The organism is Dysosmobacter sp. Sow4_B12 (assembly GCF_052116665.1).
GTDB lineage: Bacteria > Bacillota > Clostridia > Oscillospirales > Oscillospiraceae > Oscillibacter.
In genome coordinates this window covers 45,164-61,492 of the sequence record NZ_JBQKKR010000001.1, presented here as the reverse complement: position 1 = coordinate 61,492, position 16,329 = coordinate 45,164, and the positions used below count along the sequence as shown (strand labels likewise).

At 58.2% G+C, this 16,329-nt stretch carries 16 protein-coding genes; 6 read left to right on the top strand and 10 right to left on the bottom strand.

What is annotated here, in order from left to right; genetic code table 11:
* Positions 1-36 precede the first annotated feature (36 nt).
* Complete coding sequence (locus tag ACTQ4R_RS00345; protein WP_441624732.1) at positions 37-1,011, top strand: reverse transcriptase family protein; 975 nt, start codon at positions 37-39, stop codon at positions 1,009-1,011.
* Between the two features lie 267 nt (positions 1,012-1,278).
* Complete coding sequence (locus ACTQ4R_RS00340) at positions 1,279-1,542, top strand: DUF4417 domain-containing protein (protein ID WP_441624731.1); 264 nt, start codon at positions 1,279-1,281, stop codon at positions 1,540-1,542.
* 318 nt (positions 1,543-1,860) lie between these two features.
* Here ACTQ4R_RS00340 and ACTQ4R_RS00335 read toward each other — a convergent pair whose 3' ends face one another.
* Positions 1,861-2,151 (bottom strand): hypothetical protein, encoded by a 291-nt coding sequence (locus ACTQ4R_RS00335; protein ID WP_441624730.1) that lies wholly within the window; start codon positions 2,149-2,151, stop codon positions 1,861-1,863.
* A 191-nt stretch (positions 2,152-2,342) separates the two neighbouring features.
* Here ACTQ4R_RS00335 and ACTQ4R_RS00330 point away from each other — a divergent pair, with 191 nt between their 5' ends.
* From ACTQ4R_RS00330 to ACTQ4R_RS00320, 3 genes are all read left to right on the top strand, one after another.
* On the top strand, positions 2,343-3,644 hold the full coding sequence (locus tag ACTQ4R_RS00330; protein ID WP_441624729.1) for an FAD-dependent oxidoreductase: 1,302 nt from the start codon (positions 2,343-2,345) through the stop codon (positions 3,642-3,644).
* Positions 3,645-3,713: 69 nt separating this feature from the next.
* Positions 3,714-4,622: a DUF2935 domain-containing protein gene (locus tag ACTQ4R_RS00325; protein ID WP_441624728.1), complete on the top strand. Its 909-nt coding sequence runs from the start codon at positions 3,714-3,716 to the stop codon at positions 4,620-4,622.
* Positions 4,623-4,788: 166 nt separating this feature from the next.
* On the top strand, positions 4,789-5,628 hold the full coding sequence (locus tag ACTQ4R_RS00320; protein ID WP_441624727.1) for a hypothetical protein: 840 nt from the start codon (positions 4,789-4,791) through the stop codon (positions 5,626-5,628).
* Between the two features lie 44 nt (positions 5,629-5,672).
* Here ACTQ4R_RS00320 and ACTQ4R_RS00315 read toward each other — a convergent pair whose 3' ends face one another.
* Positions 5,673-6,764, bottom strand: coding sequence for a DUF3048 domain-containing protein (locus ACTQ4R_RS00315; RefSeq protein WP_441624726.1), 1,092 nt, complete (start codon positions 6,762-6,764; stop codon positions 5,673-5,675).
* A gap of 159 nt (positions 6,765-6,923) precedes the next feature.
* Between ACTQ4R_RS00315 and ACTQ4R_RS00310 the strand changes: the two genes are divergently transcribed.
* On the top strand, positions 6,924-7,472 hold the full coding sequence (locus ACTQ4R_RS00310; protein WP_441624725.1) for a DUF4364 family protein: 549 nt from the start codon (positions 6,924-6,926) through the stop codon (positions 7,470-7,472).
* A 38-nt stretch (positions 7,473-7,510) separates the two neighbouring features.
* Here ACTQ4R_RS00310 and ACTQ4R_RS00305 read toward each other — a convergent pair whose 3' ends face one another.
* The 8 genes from ACTQ4R_RS00305 to murB all read right to left on the bottom strand — a co-directional run bounded on the left by ACTQ4R_RS00305 (position 7,511) and on the right by murB (position 16,328).
* Positions 7,511-10,987 (bottom strand): DNA polymerase III subunit alpha, encoded by a 3,477-nt coding sequence (locus tag ACTQ4R_RS00305; protein ID WP_441624724.1) that lies wholly within the window; start codon positions 10,985-10,987, stop codon positions 7,511-7,513.
* An 18-nt stretch (positions 10,988-11,005) separates the two neighbouring features.
* Positions 11,006-11,173: a hypothetical protein gene (locus tag ACTQ4R_RS00300; RefSeq protein WP_441624723.1), complete on the bottom strand. Its 168-nt coding sequence runs from the start codon at positions 11,171-11,173 to the stop codon at positions 11,006-11,008.
* 688 nt (positions 11,174-11,861) lie between these two features.
* Positions 11,862-12,032, bottom strand: a complete 171-nt coding sequence (locus tag ACTQ4R_RS00295; protein WP_441624722.1) for a hypothetical protein — start codon at positions 12,030-12,032, stop codon at positions 11,862-11,864.
* A 6-nt stretch (positions 12,033-12,038) separates the two neighbouring features.
* On the bottom strand, positions 12,039-12,491 hold the full coding sequence (locus ACTQ4R_RS00290; RefSeq protein ID WP_441624721.1) for a C-GCAxxG-C-C family protein: 453 nt from the start codon (positions 12,489-12,491) through the stop codon (positions 12,039-12,041).
* Positions 12,492-12,530: 39 nt separating this feature from the next.
* Complete coding sequence (gene whiA, locus ACTQ4R_RS00285; RefSeq protein WP_441624720.1) at positions 12,531-13,430, bottom strand: DNA-binding protein WhiA; 900 nt, start codon at positions 13,428-13,430, stop codon at positions 12,531-12,533.
* 33 nt (positions 13,431-13,463) lie between these two features.
* On the bottom strand, positions 13,464-14,525 hold the full coding sequence (locus tag ACTQ4R_RS00280; protein ID WP_441624719.1) for a gluconeogenesis factor YvcK family protein: 1,062 nt from the start codon (positions 14,523-14,525) through the stop codon (positions 13,464-13,466).
* Positions 14,526-14,537: 12 nt separating this feature from the next.
* Positions 14,538-15,401, bottom strand: a complete 864-nt coding sequence (gene rapZ / locus ACTQ4R_RS00275; protein ID WP_441624718.1) for an RNase adapter RapZ — start codon at positions 15,399-15,401, stop codon at positions 14,538-14,540.
* 12 nt (positions 15,402-15,413) lie between these two features.
* Positions 15,414-16,328, bottom strand: coding sequence for a UDP-N-acetylmuramate dehydrogenase (gene murB / locus ACTQ4R_RS00270; RefSeq protein ID WP_441624717.1), 915 nt, complete (start codon positions 16,326-16,328; stop codon positions 15,414-15,416).
* Position 16,329: the final 1 nt, after the last annotated feature.

The window sequence follows — 16,329 nt, the reverse complement described above, 5'->3', positions numbered from 1 at the left end:
CACCAGCACATTTTAAGAATTGAGGTGTAATGCCTTTTGAAATATACTGATTGCCCACTATACGGAATTCAATCTAAAAAAATGCTAAAATATGTTCTACATATTAAAGATGGGGATTTGTTAAAACAAGACTATGTTGTTTCGATGATTAGTCCCTATGTAGATATGTCTAAAAAGCCTCGGCTTATTGAACCTCCACAGGCCGAATTGAAAACTGTACAAAAACGCATAAAAACATTATTGGGAAAAATTGAAGTGCCCGATAATGTTTTTTCCGGTATTAAGGGAAAATCATACTCCGATAATGCTCGCCAGCATTTGGGCGAGGGCACTCGGAATCTATATAAGATTGATTTGACTGCATTTTTCCCTTCGATCAGCAGAGAAACAGTTTATCGCTTTTTCTTTGAAGATTTGTGCTGTTCTCCTGATGTTGCCGAGGTACTGACTAACTTAACAACAATCGATCTTAAAAAGCTCGATCAAAAGTTCCTTTCGGAAGTTTACGATTTTCTGGCAGCTAAAGGAGTTAAATGCTATAATCATCTGATCTCTGGAGCTCCAACAAGTCAAATCCTTTCATATCTGGTTAATCACAAAATGTTTGATGAATTACAGGCGTTGTCAGATAATAACGATGTGATAATGACTGTCTATGTAGATGATGTGGTATTTTCGAGCGAACATAACATATCCTCGGAATTTAGAAAAACGGTATTGTCCCTTATCCGAAAATATAATTACCAAGTTTCCCGAAAAAAAGTGAAAGGGTATTCCAGAACATATCCTAAATTGGTGACGGGTGTTATTATCAATAGTGAGGGCAAAGCCACCGTCAAGAACTCACTTAGGAAAAAGATTATGTTTGAACATGAATATCTTCGCAATAATCCCACTGATAAAAAAAGTCGTCAGCGTCTACGTGGCCTTGTTACTGCTGCCAGACAGGTTGACAAGTCAGCTTACCCTAATATACGTAAATTTGCTTTTGAAAAGTTTGCAAAAGAATAAGTCACCGCTCAAAATTGGGTGGTAGCGTTAAAATTGTTTTCTCAGGATGAATACCTCTTGCCGACTACCAGCAAACCATTGATATATCTGTGTTTTTTGAGATCCTATAATTACACTCCGACCATCGGTGAGTCCTGAAAGGACTCACCGATTTTTTATTGCATATTTGTAAAGTTTTTGATTCTGTTGCACGGAAATGTGCAACTTTTTCTATTTTGGGGCCTGCATATAGAAGGACTTATTCCTTACTATGTACAGAGGTTCCACATGACCGAAGAAAATTACAACTACCGTACCAGCCAATCCCTGCTCCGCAATCAATTTCCCGGCAAAGGAAAACTACAAATTCCCGTGATTCCAAAGTTTCAAGAAAAGCCTGGTGACTTTGACGATCTCCTGCTGATCGGGTTTGATAAGACGCATCTGGAGGATCAAACCCACCTTGACCGCATGGTGCATTTCTTCCTCTATGACTACCGCTTTGAGCGGGTATGGAAGAATCCTGACAGCGATATTGAAAAGCTGTTATGAGCAGAATACCAAACGGCATCTGAAAGGGGCTAAGACGATGCAGATTTCCGCCATTGGCCACTCTGTTATACGTGGATTGGGTACCACAGGACAATGGTTCTCCGCCAGCACTACCGTCTATCCTCGTGGATCGCCGCAAGGGCGCCGTCATAGCTATTTCGTAGATTGCTGAACCTTCATAAGTCGCTTAGCCCTTTCCAGATGCCGTCCGGCAGCACAGATGTATATTGATTCCTTGAATACAATACATTGCGTGAAAATATGTGGGTCAAGGACGAAGCCGCGCAGCGGTGCAAAGCATCCTTGACGCACGGATTTTTACGCAATACGCTCTATCAAGGAATCATGCACAAGATATGCTTCAAACAAAACGATCCAGTTAATGCCAAGCAGCGCGCCGGACACAAACAGCAAAAAGAAATTTTTTCTGATATTGGGCAGATTCATGGGTTTTTTCTGTACAAGCCGCAGGAGCAGCAAAAATAAGCACCCGATCAAGCCTCTGACAAGGGAGACAACGCTTGACGCATACGGAATATTTCTGCGCACAATGCTGATGGTGCCCAGAATGGTCATTGCGGAAATCAGTTTGATCTTGTCACGTTTCATCTTTCACACACCTTGTCGGCAGCCCTCCGCGCCTGAAAGCCCGCCTCGTATTGAGTCCATTATAAGGGGGCTTTCGGTAAACATCAATGCGTGTATACCTAGGGTGTAAAGTAGATTACATTTTCAAAAGTTCCTCTTATTTCCGCCAATGGTTTTCTTCCTGCTGCACATACTAGGCACCGGTGATGATTATGATGGACTCTCTCTGGGCGGATACCGCCCTGCCCTCCTTTCCCTCTCTGGAGCAAGACGCAAAAACCGACGTGCTGATCATCGGTGGAGGTCTGGCAGGTCTTTTATGCGCATATGCCCTGGTCCAAGCCGGCGTCCAATGCCTTCTCATCGAAGCCGACACCATCTGCAGCGGCATCACCCGCAACACCACGGCAAAGCTCACCGTGCAGCACGGCCTCATCTACGACAGGCTGCTGCGGCAATTCGGTCCGGACGCCGCCCGGTCGTACTGGAAGGCCAACGACGCGGCACTCAGGCGATACCGGCAGTTGTGCAGGGTGTTCCCCTGTGATTATGAGGAAAAGCCCTCCTATGTCTATTCCGTCAGCAGCCCGGATAAGCTGGAGCGGGAGCTGCGGGCCCTGGAGGAGATCGGCGTCCGGGCGGAATACACCGGCAAGCCGCCCCTTCCTTTCCAGGTAGCCGGCGCCGTCAAGCTGGAGCGGCAGGCCCAGTTTCACCCGCTGAAGTTCGCCGCCGGCATCGCCCGGGACCTCCCCGTCCGCGAGCACACGGCAGTCCGGGCCTTTCAAGGGAATACCGTGGTCACAGACCGCGGCAGCATTAGGGCCGAAAAAATCATCGTAGCCACCCACTTTCCCCTTCTGAACAAGCACGGCGGCTATTTTTTAAAGCTGTATCAACACCGTTCCTATGTGCTGGCCCTGGACGGCGGGCCGGCGCTGGACGGCATGTATGTGGATGAGGCGGAAGGCGGATTATCCTTCCGAAATCATCAAGGTTATTTGCTTCTGGGCGGCGGCGCCCACCGCACCGGCAGCCAGGGCGGCGCCTGGAGGGAGCTGGAGGCCTTTGCCTCGGCTCACTATCCCCAGTCCCGGGAAGTCTGCCGCTGGGCTGCCCAGGACTGCATGAGTCTGGACGGCGTGCCCTATATCGGCCAGTATAGCAGGCATACGCCGGGCCTTTTTGTGGCCACCGGCTTCAACAAATGGGGGATGACCTCTTCCATGGCGGCAGCCATGCTCCTGTGCGACCTGGTGCTGGGAAGAAAAAATCCCTACGCCGAGGTATTCTCCCCGTCCCGAACATCTTTGCGTCCCCGGCTTTTCTCCAACATGGCAAAAGCCACTGTAAACCTGCTGACGCCGACATCTCCCCGCTGCCCCCACATGGGCTGTGCCTTGAAATGGAACCCCCAGGAGCACTCCTGGGACTGCCCCTGCCACGGCTCCCGGTTCACAGGGGAAGGCAAGCTGCTGGATAATCCCGCCACAGGGGATTTGAAGCGGGAGTGAACCCATGCACTGACAGCACGTTCTTTCCATATACTGCCCTATCATGGATCGTCATGAGGAGGCGTATGAATGATGGACAGAACCCAGGATTACGTGGTTCATTCCCTGGAGCTGCATTTATTTTTCGCGCGTATTATGAAGGAACACGCATACTTTCTGAAAGCCGGCTTTCTCCCACCCAACGGGAATCTGGCAAAAGAGGCGGAGTGGTTTTTACGAAGCTTTGAATCGCTTTTGTCCCGGTCCATCGCGCTGAGCGATCATGTGGCACGGTGCTGTGTGGTGGAATCCGGTGAGCTGTTCACCGAATTCACTGATCGGGCCGAATGTCAGACCCAGCGTTTCACCGGGATCGCCATCAACCGGGGACTGACCGCCCGGGAAAAGCGCTTGACATGCTGCGGGTGTGACGCGGAGCCCTGCTTCTCCCCGGCCCTGTTGCGGCAGGTGCGCCAACTGAACCGGGACGGGCTGCGGCTGGCAGACGGCCTTATCTCTTTCAAGGAGCGGCTTTTACGCAGCGTCAACGCCTGCTGTCTCGCCACCGCCAACTATCCGCTGCTGCTGGCCCACATTCTTCGGGAAGCCCGCCACTACCGCGCGCATTTGACCGCTTTGGAAGAAGGCGACAGCTGCCGCTGCCAGGAAATAAACAACGAAGAGCTTTTCTGGAATCAGATCATGATGGAGCATGCCTTGTTCATCCGGGGCTTGCTGGACCCCAGCGAGGATGCCCTCATCGATACCGCAGGCGAGTTCGCGGCGGACTACAAACGCCTGCTGGAGAATGCGTCGGCGGCCAACGACAAGACTATGCGCTGCGGGAACGTCCTGGCGCTGACCCAAAAGTTCCGGGACTTCAAGCAGGCCGGGGTGGAAGGCATCGAGGCCTGCCGCATCCGCTCCATCATCCTGCCGCTGCTGGCGGACCACGTTCTGCGGGAGGCCAATCACTATATCCGCCTGCTGGAAGCCTAGGCTGCCAGGCGCGCAGAAATTCCCCTCCATACGCCGCTGCGGACGACGCTCTCCGCAGCGGCTTTTTCCACCGGAGCGGCTCTTTCCGCACCTTCCCCGCCGCCCGGCATACACTGGATTGAAAGACACCATGCTTTCACCCAGTTACTTATTAGGAGGTATCACCATGCCCGAGAAAGTCATGCCCGGTCCCGTGTCGGACTGCGAAGGCGTCCGGGAGGCAGTCTGTATCCACACCCGAAAGATCTACGACTCCTGCCGTGACAAGGATTGTGTAGAGGACCTGCGGTTCTATCCCAAGATGCAGTATGTGGACGTTATCAACCGCGCCCTGTCCGTGAAGGGCGGCAGCGCCCGGCTGCTGTATGTGTACGTGGATGTGGAGCCCGTCAGCTTCAACCGCGGCTTCTACACGGTGGATATGCGGTTTTTCTACGCCGTCACTCTCCAGGCCTATCTCAGCTGCCCCGCCCCTGTCACCGTGGAGGGCCTGTGCGTCTTTGACAAGCGGGTCATCCTGTTCGGCAGCGAGGGCAACGCCAAAATTTTCTCCTCCGAGCTGCGGACCGGAGAGCCGGACATCCAAATGATGCGCCGGGCCAACGCCCCGGTGGCAGTGGTGGAGGCCGTGGACCCCATCGTGCTGGACGCCCGCATCCTGGACTGCTGCGGAAAGCGGGACTGCGACTGCGACCTGTGCGAGGTGCCGTCCTTCGTCAACGGCTGCTTTGACGGAGAGCTGTCCAGCGGTGACGACTCCCGCCGCATCTACGTGACCCTGGGTCAGTTCTCCATCGTCCGTTTGGAGCGGGATTCCCAACTGCTGGTTCCGGTGTTCGATTACTGCATGCCCGACAAGGAGTGCACCTGCAACAGCGGCGAGAGCGGCAACGTGGACCCCTGCCGCGTGTTCCGCAACATCTCCTTCCCTGTGGGCGAGTTCTTCCCGCCCAACACCATCCACACTCCGGAAAACTACGAGGATGCCAAATTCTGCTGCAAATAAACGAACAGGAGCCGCCCTGGCCGGGCGGCTCCTGTTTGTGTTTTTTACTCGTAGGACAGCGTGCTGGTCTTGGGGCTCATGATGCACACGTAGCTCCTGCCCTGGCCCATGGTCAAGGGCGTACCGTCGGCCAGGGTGTAGACGAACTGGCTGTTGCGGTCCGCCTTGCTCCAGCGGATGGTCATGGCTTTGCCGCCGCAAAAATAAGTGCCGTCGCCGCTGCCGGTCAGCTGTACCGTCAGCCGGCCCGCCTTGTCCCCGGGGATGACGGAAATGGCGGTCTCCAGCACCAGTACGTTGGTGGCGCTCACCTGCTCCCCAGTGGCGCCGTCGGTATAGGCGCCGCCGTACTGGCTGGCAAGATACTGCTTAGAATCGCTGTCATAGTCAAATTTTCCGGTCTTATAATTGGAAAATTTCAGCGTCACGTGCTCCGCCGGGGCGCCGCCGGCAGGGGTGCCGTCCTGGACAAAGGCCTGGGTATACACATAGCCATCCTTGTGCTCTGTGCGGAAATGGCCCTCCGCGTACTCCTGGATCTTCTCGCTGGAGGTGACCAGGGTGTGCTCGTAATCCATGGTCTTGCGGCGCTCGGCGTCCCGCCAGAAGATCTTGGCGTCGGAGCCGCCGTTGACGCCGTCCATGTTGTCCACGCCCCAGGCGGGGATATCCTTATAGGCCTCCGGGCTGCCTCCCGCATGGACATATAGGGCGTCGTGACCCAGCGCCAGCTCCAGATAATAGGGCCGGGAGGAGCGGATGCTGCCCAATGTGCCCACGCCCTCCAAGGACTGGAACACACCCAGCATCCGGGTGATGCCGCCCTCGGCGGGGACCTCGTAGATGATATCCGCCTGGCTGACGCCCAGTTGAGGCTGGGCCGCCTTCAAGTTGTTGAACATGACGGCCACCGGACGGTCTTTCTCAAGCTCCGGTTCCATCGGTTCTCCGGTAAGGGGATTGCTGCCCGCCGGAACGTAAGGCTCCGGTTCCGGCTGGGGCTCCGGTTCCGGCTGCGGCTCCGCTACCGGCTCCGGCTCCATCACCGGCTCCGCCGGCGCCTCCTCCTTCCCGCATCCCGCCAGGGAAACCACCATCATTGCCGCCAGAAGCATCGCCAGGAACCGCTTTCTCATAGGGCCGCCGCCTTTCGTATTATGGTTAACCTCATGATACCAGCGTCTTCCAGAGCCGTCAAGCAAAATCCGACCTTTTTCGTTTTGCCACTGTACAAACCGCCACCAGATGCGGTATACTGTAAATCAATATGAAACAACATCTGGAGGTGTATGTTTATGGCAGGCCGGGGCTTTATCCACGACAAGCTGGAGATCAAATTCCTCATCCTCTATATCACCGCCCGGGTCATCGAGCCCATCCCCTTCGACACGGTGCTGGATCTGACCATGTGCGATGACGGTGTGGATTATTTCGATTTTTCCGAGTGTCTCAACGACCTGGTGAAAACGGAGCATCTGACACTGTCGGAGGATGGACTGTACGCCATCACCGACAAGGGCCTGCGGAACAGCCGTATCTGCGAGTCCTCCCTGCCCTATTCCGTCCGGCTCCAGTGCGACAAAAACCTGGCCACCTGCAACCGGAAGCTCCGGCGGAAAAGCCAGGTGCGCGCCTCTTGGGAAAAGCGGCCCAACGGCACCTATACCGTGAGCATGGCGTTGGATGACGACACAGGCAGCATCATGGACCTAAAGGTCATGGCCGTCCGGGAGGACATGGCCGTCATGCTGGCGGAGCGGTTCCGCAAGACACCGGAAAAGCTGTACAGCGAGATCATGAATGTACTGCTCAGCGACGGACAGGATATGAAAAGCGAAAAATGAACATGAAACAGCGCCGCCCTATCTGGAGCGGCGCTGCTTTATTTGACCACGACATTCTCTTCTCCCAAGGTTTCCCTGGCTTCCTGGAGGAGGGCCTTGTGGAGCAGGACCCGGGCGGCAAAAACCTTGCGGGTATCCGCCATGACCATTTTCACCTGGGTATTGCCGGGGAACATGCTGAACACCAGCTTCATATGGCGGATGGAGGGATGGTCCAGGCTGGGGAATTTCAAATACAGCACCTGGCTCTTCTCCTCCGCGCCGCCTTGCCGGTCCGCCGGGACATCCGTCCCGGAAAGGGGGTACGCAGAATCGCACATGACCTGGGGTGCCTTCTCGTCCCGGACGGACAGGCGCCCCTTCACCACCACCGCCTGGTTCTCCTTTAAGTAGGCGCCGCAGGTATCCAGCACCCGGGAAAAGCACAGGAGCTCCATGGAGGCAGTGTCGTCCTCCACAGTAACATAGGCCATGAGGCTGTTATTTTTGGTCGTTTTCGTTTTGCTGGAGGTGATCACACCGCAGATGGTGATACGCTGGCCGTCGGCAAAGCGCTCCGGTCCGCCCTCCTGGGCAAAGTCCTCCAGAATGGAGCCGATGGTGGGGGCATGGAGCGTTTGCACCTGCCGGCGGTACTGGTCCATGGGGTGGCCGGAGAGGTAAAGACCTGTGGTCTCCTTCTCCATGTTCATGAGCTCCTGGGGGGTGAACTCCGGAATATCCGGCAAGGTGATCTCCTTCACAGGAGCTGTTCCGCCGGAAACCCCAGCCGCCATGGAGAAAAAGTCCATCTGACCCTCCAGGTTTTTCCGCTGCTGGTCCGCCACGGAATCCATGACCTTTTCATATACCTGGATCAGCTGGGAGCGGCGGGCACCCAGGGAGTCAAAGGCGCCGCTGCGGATGAGATTCTCCACCGCCCGTTTATTCATATCGCTGCCGTTCATCCGCTGGCAGAAATCCGTGAGAGAGGTGAACGGGGCACTCTCCCGCTCCCGCATGACCGCCTGGATAAAGCCGCGGCCGATGTTCTTGATAGCCACCAGACCGAAGCGGATGCCGTCTTCCTCCACGGTGAAGCAGTCGCTGGAGCGGTTGATGTCCGGCGGCAGCAGACGGATGCCGCAGTCCTTACACTCGTTGATATAACCGGACACCTTGTCCGAGTTGTCCAGCACGGAGGTCAGCAGCGCCGCCATATACTCCTTGGTGAAATGGCACTTGAAATACGCCGTCTGATAAGCCACCACCGCGTAGGAAACCGCGTGGGCCTTGTTGAAGGCGTAGTTTGCAAAGTCGTAGATCTCCTGGTAGATGGCCTGGGCGGTCTCCTCCGGGATGCCGTTGGCCACACAGCCTGTAATGCCCCGCTCCTTGTCACCGTGGATGAAAGCGTCCTTTTCCTTCTGGATCTGGGCGGCTTTCTTTTTAGAAATGGCGCGGCGCACCATGTCCGCCTGGCCCAGGGAATAGCCGCCCAACTGTTGAAAGATTTGAATGACCTGCTCCTGGTAGACGATGCAGCCGTAGGTGACTGACAGGATAGGCTTCAAAGCCGGGTGCTTGTAGGTGACCTTCTTGGGGTCCTGGGAGCAGGCGATGAACCGGGGGATAGAATCCATGGGACCGGGACGGTACAGCGCGATCACGGCGGTAATGTCCTCGATGCTCTTGGGCTTGAGACCCACGCACACGCCGGTCATACCGGAGGATTCGATCTGGAACACACCGGAGGTCTTGCCGGCGGAGATCATGTCGAAGGTGGCCTTATCGTCCTCCGGAATATCCTCCAGGCGGAAGTCCGGGTGCTCCGCCCGAACCAGCTTCACCGCGTCATCCAGCACGGTCAGGTTCCGCAGGCCCAGGAAGTCCATCTTCAAAAGGCCCAGTTCCTCCAGAGTGGTCATGACATACTGGCACACCACGGATTCATCGTTTTTCGCCAGGGGCACATATTCATATACCGGCCGCTTGGTGATGACCACGCCGGCGGCATGGGTGGAGGCGTGCCGGGGCATGCCCTCCAACGCCTTGGCGGTATCGATGAGCTTTTTCACCTGCTCATCCCGGTCGTACAGCTCCGCCAAGGGCTTGGAAAGCCGCAGGGCGTCGTCCAGCGTGATATGCAGGGTGTTGGGCACCTGCTTTGCGATCTGGTCCACATCGGCGTAGGGCATATTCATGACCCGGCCCACATCCCGGATGACGCCCCGGGCAGCCATAGTGCCGAAGGTCACGATCTGAGCCACGTGGTCGTCGCCGTACTTCCGGCGGACATAGTCTACCACCTCACCCCGCCGGGTGTCTCCGAAATCCATGTCAATATCCGGCATGCTGACCCGTTCCGGGTTCAAAAACCGCTCAAAGTACAGGCTGTACTTCATAGGGTCAATGTCCGTGATATGGAGGCAGTAGCTGACCATGCTGCCCGCCGCGCTGCCGCGGCCCGGGCCCACAGGGATCCCCACGCTTTTGGCGTAGCGGACAAAGTCGGACACGATGAGGAAGTAGTCCGTAAAGCCCATTCGTTCGATCATGTCCTGCTCATAGCAGAGCTGGTCCCGGTACTGGTCGTTTTCCCCATACCGCTCCCGGTATCCCTCGTCGCAGAGCTTTTTCAGATAGGAAAAGCTGTCATAGCCGGGAGGCAGCTGGAATTCCGGCAGGTGGTATTTGCCAAAGGTGAACTCCAGCTCGCACATATCCGCGATTTTGGCCGTGTTCTCCAGAGCGCCCTCATAGCCGGAGAACAGCGCTGCCATCTCCGCCTCGCTGCGGAGGTAAAAGTTCCTGGGCTCGTAGCGCATGCGGTTCTCATCGTCCAGGGTCTTGCCCGTCTGAATGCACAGCAGCACATCGTGGGCCTCGGCGTCCTCCTTGCGGAGATAGTGGGCGTCGTTGGTGCACACCATGGGGATGCCTGTCTCCTGGTGGATACGCAGAAGCCCCCGGTCCACCTCCGCCTGCTCCGGAATGCCGTGGTCCTGGAGCTCCAGGTAAAAATGGTCCGGCCCGAAAATGTCCGCCATATCCAGAGCATACTGCTTGGCGTTTTCGTATTCCCCGTTCCGCAGCATCCGGGGGAGCTCACCGGCAAGGCAAGCCGACAGGGCGATGAGGCCTTTGCTGTGCTCTCTCAAAAGCGCCAAATCGACCCGGGGCTTGATGTAAAAGCCCTCTGTCCAGGCCATAGACACCATGTAGGAGAGGTTGCGGTAGCCCTCTTCGTTCTCACACAGCAGCACCAGATGGCGGCTCTCCGCGTCGAACTCGTGGACTTTGTCGAACCGGGAGCGGCCCTTGGGGGTCACGTACACTTCACAGCCGATGATGGGCTTGACTCCCTCCGCCTTGCAGGCCCGGTAAAAGTCGATGACGCCGTACATAACGCCGTGGTCCGTGATGGCGCAGGCGGTCTGGCCCATGTCCTTCACCACCTTGGGCAGGTCCCGGATGCGGCAGGCGCCGTCCAGCAGGCTGTATTCCGTATGGACATGTAAATGGACAAAGGACATAGGCTATTCCTCAACTTCCTAAAAATGTTCCCACAAAAAGTGTAAAATTTCTTCCGCACCATCATAGGAGTCAATGGCCCTGTAAGCGTGGACAAGTTGGCGCAGATACAGCGCCGCCGCGATGATCGCCACCACCAGGGTCTCCACACTGCGGGCCGATAAAAACAATAAACTGTATACGATCACGAGCGCAAAGACCGCGAACAGTAGCTTTCCCGCCGGATGGATGCGGAACCGCCCGGACAGGACGCTGCCCCCCCTGTCCGTCGGGACAGACCTGGCCGCAAAAGGGATTGTTCCACTGCCAGTCCATGCGCCGCCCCTTGGTCCAACCCACACAGTGGCCCCTCGGGACCCAGCCGTCTTCCGCGGTATAGCGGCGCACGGTGGTCCTGGTCACCGTGAAGCGCCTGCCCTTCCACCTGGTCCTGATGCAGACCTCCAGCTTTGCCGTCCGGTCTTGAAACCGGGTCTCCCCCGGCAAGATGCGGGGGAGCTGCTCCGGCGGCAGGGGGCTGTGAAATTCGTAGCTGCGGGACATCCGGATCGTTCTCCTTTTTTCGTGAACGCTCTCAAAAGCGGCAAGTCTTTTCCAGCCTCTCGCCGCAGTTCGGACAGGAATGCGGGATGGGCGACATCATGCGAAAGGGTCTTTGCAGCGGTGCTCCGCATTTGGGGCAGACGCATCCATTCACCAGCACATGGTTCCCACAAAGGCACAGACAGAGGAGCCAGCCGCAGCAAAGAACACCAAGTACGCCAGGGTCTCCAAATCCCATCCAGCGCACCAAAGCACCTATGGGAAGCGCGGCAAAGCCGGCGCATACAAGGCCGCAGCCCAGGCGGCGGGCCCAGAAGCAATCCATTTCCCGCTTCATTTCAGATTCTCCTTTCCCGGGGCTGCCGATTCCCGCAGGAGGTTTTCCTCCATAAAGGCGATGGTCTCCCGCTGCTGGCGGCGGTTGAGTGCCGGCGTCAGCTTCGTCAGTAAAAGCCAGCACAGGCCGCCGGTCTTTGCCAGATAAAACCCGCCGTCCGCCCTCAAAAGCGGTCAGCTCCGCTCCGCCAGCATTTCCTCCAAAACCTCCACGGCGGTGACGATGAGGATGTCACAGTGCTTGTCCACACCCAGCCGGACAGCGGCGGGCGTTTTTTCCTCCGTGGGCTCGATGCGGGAGCGCAGCAGGTCGCCGCAGCGGCTCAGCCCGTCGAACCGGGCCTGGAAGCGCTGCAAAAACTCCTTGGCCTGGGCATAGGCCCGCCGCTTGCCCTCGGCGTCGGCGCCGTCGGTAAAGGGAAACAGCAGCCCCAGGGTCATGACCGCGCCGCTGGCGGCGCCGCACAGCTCCTGGTGGGTGGCACCTACGCCGCCGCCCAGACCGCCGGCCATGGCGAGGCCCGTGGCGGTCTCCAGCTTCGTTAGGTCCTCAAAGGCCATCAGCACGCTTTGCGCGCAGTTGTAGCCGCTGTGGTGATATTGTAATGCCAGTTCGCAACGATCCATGATACATTTCTCCATTCTTTTATGTAATATATTTTTCTTTTACAGGTTTTTTGACAGCTCCATAAGCTTTCGCAGCCGGTGGTTCAGGCAGGACTTCGTCACCGGCGGGTCAAATTCCTCCGCCAGCTCGGAAAGGGTCAGCTCGGGGTTTGCCGCCCGCAGGGCCGCGGTCTGACGGAGCTTATCCGGCTGCTTTTCCAACAGTCCCGCCGCGTCCAGCTTCCGGATGGCCTCCAGCTGTTCCTGGGCGGCGCCGACGGCTTTGTCCACATTGGCGCTGTCACAGTTGAGCCGGCGGTTCACGCTGTTGCGCAGGTCCTTTTCCATTTTGGCGGTCATCACATTCATGGCCGCCACCGGCGCGCCGATCAAGGTCAAAAAGTCCTCGATCTGGTCGCTTTGCTTGAAATAGGTCACAAAGCTTCCGTTACGGGTAACGCTTTTGGGCGGATACCCGCTCTCCCGCAGCAGGACCTCCAGCTCCCGGCTCACCTGGCCGTGGGAGGTAGTCAGCTCCAAATGGTAGCGCTTCAAGGGATCTGTGATGCTGCCGCCGGCAAAGAATACGCCCCGCAGGAAGGCTGACCGGCAGCACTCCTCCTCCAGAAGCGCAAAATTGATGTGGAGCACCAGGTTCTGCCGGGGGTCAAAGCCCAGGGTGTTGGTGATATGGTCCAGCTTCTTACGCTCCGTGATCTGAAACACCAGCTTTCCCTCCGCCTCCGGCTCCGGCTGGCGGTCGAACCGCAGGCCGAAGGCCCTGTGGAACAGGCGGGGCAGCCGGGCGGCGAAGTTCGGATTCTCCGTCACCACCCGGACCTCCGACGAGTGGAAGGTGTTGCAGTAGAGCAGGATGCCGTAAGCCTCCGCCCGGGCACAGCATAGGCGCTGCACCGGCAGGCGGCACAGCTCGTTTTTCGTATCAAAGGAAAAGGACATGGATGCTTCCTCTCTCTTCGTATTCCATGGCGTTCACCGCTTCTCCACCCGGTAGGTGTCATCCCGGTAGTCAAAGCTGTCACCGGCGATGCGGACGCTGCGCTCTGCATGGAGCAGAATGAGTTCCCGGGCCAGATGGCCGGGGTGGTGGCGGACATAGCCGTTTTTCACCGTGGCCACCGGCCGGTTGATGACCTCCACCCCCAAAGCGGCGCAGGCCTCCCGGTCGCACCGCAGCAGCTCCGCTCCCTCCTCGGCGTACCGTGCGGCCACGCCCTTGGGAATGGGGGAGGAATTGGTAAGGCACAGACTGAACAGGTCCGGCACCGAATGCTCGAAAATGGCCCGGATGTGGTCGGAGACCGTGTAGCCCTCTGTCTCCCCCTCCTGGGTCATGACATTGCACACGTAGATCTTCAAGGCATCGGAGGCTCGAATCGCCTCCACAATGCCGTCCACCAGCAGGTTGGGGATGATGCTGGTATACAGGCTGCCGGGACCCAGAACGATCATATCCGCCTCCCGGATGGCCTCCATAGCCGCCGGCAGGGCCTTGGGATGCTCCGGCAGCAGCCGCACCTGGCGGATGCGGCAGTCCTCTTTTTTCTTACAGTAGAAGATTTTCGACTCACCGATGACGCTGGCGCCGTTTTCAAACTGCGCCTCCAGCTGCACATCCGCCGTGGTCACCGGAAGCACCCGGCCCGTTAGGGCCAGGACCTCCCCCATGCGGCTCACCGCCACGTCAAAGGAGGGAGAGATGCCGTTCATGGCAGCCAGGAAAAGATTGCCGAAGCTCTGGCCAGCAAGAGACCCCTCTGTGAAGCGGTAATGGAGCAGTTCGCTCATCAGCGGCTCCGTGTTAGCAAGCGCTTCCATACAGTTGCGGATGTCCCCCGGAGGCGGCATGCCCAGGTCCTGGCGCAGCATGCCGGAGCCGCCGCCGTCATCCGCCACGGTCACCACGGCGGAGAGGTTTTCCGTATAGTGCTTCAAGCCCCGCAGCATGGTGGAAAGACCGTGGCCGCCGCCGATGGCAACCACCTTGGGGCCATGCTCCTTGGGAAGGCGGTAAGATACCCGTTTTGTTTCCATGGGTGCTCCTCCTCAGCCGCCGCGGCTGATGTCCCGGTGGTTTTCCGCTGTCTGATAGCCCAAGCCCCGGATATATTCCGCCAGGGCGTGAGTCACCGCCACAGAGCGGTGGTGGCCGCCGGTACAGCCCACGCCGATGAACAGGCTGGTCTTGCCCTCCTCGGCGTACAGGGGCAGCGTAAAGGACAACAGGTCCTCCAGCTTTTTCATGAAGCTGCCCGTCTGCGGGAAACCAAACACATACTCCGCCACCGGGGCGTCCAGCCCCGTCTGATGGCGCAGCTCGTCAATATAGAAGGGGTTTGGCATGAACCGGACATCCAGCACCAGGTCCGCCTCCATAGGCAGGCCGTACTTGAAGCCAAAGGAGGTGACGCTGACCGCCAACCCCGCCTTTTCATCCTTGCCGTCGAACAGGCGCAGAAGCTCTGCGCGCAGCTGGGCAGTGGAGGTATGGGTGGTGTCGATGACGCAGTCTGCCCGCGCCCGGACCGGCGCCATCATGGCCCGCTCCTTTTCCACCGCCTCCGCCAGAGACGTGGTGTCCCCGCTGAGAGGATGGCGGCGGCGGGTCTCCTTGTACCGCTTGATAATGGTCTCCGGAGAGGCCTCCAAAAATAGCATCCGGCAGGCGCCGTCCATGCTCTTCAGCTGGTCCAGCACGTCGAACAGCTCCGTGAAGGAGCTGGCCGTCCGCACATCGTATACCAGGGCCACCCGGTCATACCGGCCGTTTCCGCCAGCGCAGAACTCCGCGAATTTCAAGATCATGGCGGCGGGCATGTTGTCCACGATATAAAAGCCCATGTCCTCCAGGAAGGAGGCCGCCTTGCTCTTTCCCGCGCCGGACAGGCCGGAGATGATGAGAATTTCCATACTTGCCTCCCGTCACCGGATGATACGGACCTCCGGCTCCAGCCGGACGCCCTTTTCCGTCCACACCCGTTCCTGGACCTGGCGGATGAGCTCCATCACATCCGCGCAGGTGGCGCCGCCGGTATTGATGAGGAAGCCGGCGTGCTTTTTGCTGACCTGCGCGCCGCCCACAGTCAAGCCCTTTAGGCCGCACTGCTCAATGAGGGTGCCGGCAAAATACCCCTCGGGCCGTTTGAAGGTGCTGCCGGCGGAGGGCCATTCCAGCGGCTGGCTGGCCTTCCGCCGGTCCATAAGCTGACGCATCTGGGCCCGGATGGTCTCCGGGTCACCAGAGTGCAAGTGCACCACGGCGCTCAGCACCACCACCTCCGGATGGTCTGTAAACAGGCTGTGGCGGTAGCCCAGATCTAATTCCTCTAGACGGAGGGTGCGGACACCGTCCGGAAACAGAGCCGTGACAGACTCCAGCACCTGGCGCATCTCACCGCCGTAAGCCCCGGCGTTCATACACACGGCGCCGCCCAGGGTGCCGGGGATGCCGTGGGCGAATTCCAGCCCTGTAAGGCCCTGTCTGCAGGCAAAGTCCGCCAGCCGGGCCAGGGACACGCCGGCAGCGGCGCTGATGCGGCCATCCTCCTTCGCCTCCATGGCATGCATGGCGGCGGAGGTATCGATCACCAGAGCGTCCAACCCTTCGTCCGGCGCCAGGAGGTTCGTGCCGTTGCCGATGACCAGGGTACGGATGCCCCGCTCCTGGGCAAAGCCCATGAGAAGCACCAGCTGCTCTCCCGACGCCGGGCAGGCCATGCGCTTTGCCGGCCCGCCGATGCGGAAAGAGGTGTGGCGGCTCATGGGCTCGTCATGAAGTATGTCTAAGTCCGGCAGATACGCTGCCGTCCATTTGTCCAATTGCGCTGTCCAGTCCATG

Bases quoted from the DNA above. Each gene is read 5' to 3' on its own strand.
- ACTQ4R_RS00340 (WP_441624731.1), top strand. From the start codon at position 1,279: ATGACCGAAGAAAATTACAACTACCGTACCAGCCAATCCCTGCTCCGC.
- ACTQ4R_RS00335 (WP_441624730.1), bottom strand. From the start codon at position 2,151: ATGAAACGTGACAAGATCAAACTGATTTCCGCAATGACCATTCTGGGC.
- ACTQ4R_RS00330 (WP_441624729.1), top strand. From the start codon at position 2,343: ATGATGGACTCTCTCTGGGCGGATACCGCCCTGCCCTCCTTTCCCTCT.
- ACTQ4R_RS00325 (WP_441624728.1), top strand. From the start codon at position 3,714: ATGATGGACAGAACCCAGGATTACGTGGTTCATTCCCTGGAGCTGCAT.
- ACTQ4R_RS00320 (WP_441624727.1), top strand. From the start codon at position 4,789: ATGCCCGAGAAAGTCATGCCCGGTCCCGTGTCGGACTGCGAAGGCGTC.
- ACTQ4R_RS00315 (WP_441624726.1), bottom strand. From the start codon at position 6,764: ATGAGAAAGCGGTTCCTGGCGATGCTTCTGGCGGCAATGATGGTGGTT.
- ACTQ4R_RS00310 (WP_441624725.1), top strand. From the start codon at position 6,924: ATGGCAGGCCGGGGCTTTATCCACGACAAGCTGGAGATCAAATTCCTC.
- ACTQ4R_RS00305 (WP_441624724.1), bottom strand. From the start codon at position 10,987: ATGTCCTTTGTCCATTTACATGTCCATACGGAATACAGCCTGCTGGAC.
- ACTQ4R_RS00290 (WP_441624721.1), bottom strand. From the start codon at position 12,491: ATGGATCGTTGCGAACTGGCATTACAATATCACCACAGCGGCTACAAC.
- whiA (WP_441624720.1), bottom strand. From the start codon at position 13,430: ATGTCCTTTTCCTTTGATACGAAAAACGAGCTGTGCCGCCTGCCGGTG.
- ACTQ4R_RS00280 (WP_441624719.1), bottom strand. From the start codon at position 14,525: ATGGAAACAAAACGGGTATCTTACCGCCTTCCCAAGGAGCATGGCCCC.
- rapZ (WP_441624718.1), bottom strand. From the start codon at position 15,401: ATGGAAATTCTCATCATCTCCGGCCTGTCCGGCGCGGGAAAGAGCAAG.
- murB (WP_441624717.1), bottom strand. From the start codon at position 16,328: ATGGACTGGACAGCGCAATTGGACAAATGGACGGCAGCGTATCTGCCG.